The organism is Deinococcus alpinitundrae, assembly GCF_009982895.1.
Taxonomy (GTDB): Bacteria; Deinococcota; Deinococci; order Deinococcales; family Deinococcaceae; genus Deinococcus; species Deinococcus alpinitundrae.
Genome location: NZ_WXZL01000376.1, coordinates 1 through 253, shown reverse-complemented (window position 1 = coordinate 253; position 253 = coordinate 1). Strand labels below are relative to the sequence as shown.

The window sequence follows — 253 nt, the reverse complement described above, 5'->3', positions numbered from 1 at the left end:
ATTTGCTGACAGCAACGACAACCTTTCCATCAAGGGTGGGGTTATCGAAGGTAAAGTGGCTGATATTGATACAATCAATACCTTCGCTACAATGCCTAGTCGTGAAGACTTGCTTGCAATGCTTGCTAATGAATTTATGTCACCAGTACGTGACGTTGCATACGCTCTTAAGGCTGTTGCTGATAAGAAGTCTGAAGAAGACGCTGCATAATCATTACATTACATTTAATTACAATTAATATTGGAGGAAACA

Annotated in this window: 1 protein-coding gene; it reads left to right on the top strand. The window is 39.5% G+C overall.

All coding sequences use genetic code 11. The features are described 5' to 3' along the window. A partial coding sequence (locus tag GUI70_RS26020) for an uL10 family ribosomal protein (protein ID WP_438503520.1) occupies positions 1-211 on the top strand: 211 nt, incomplete at its 5' end. Positions 212-253 lie beyond the last annotated feature (42 nt).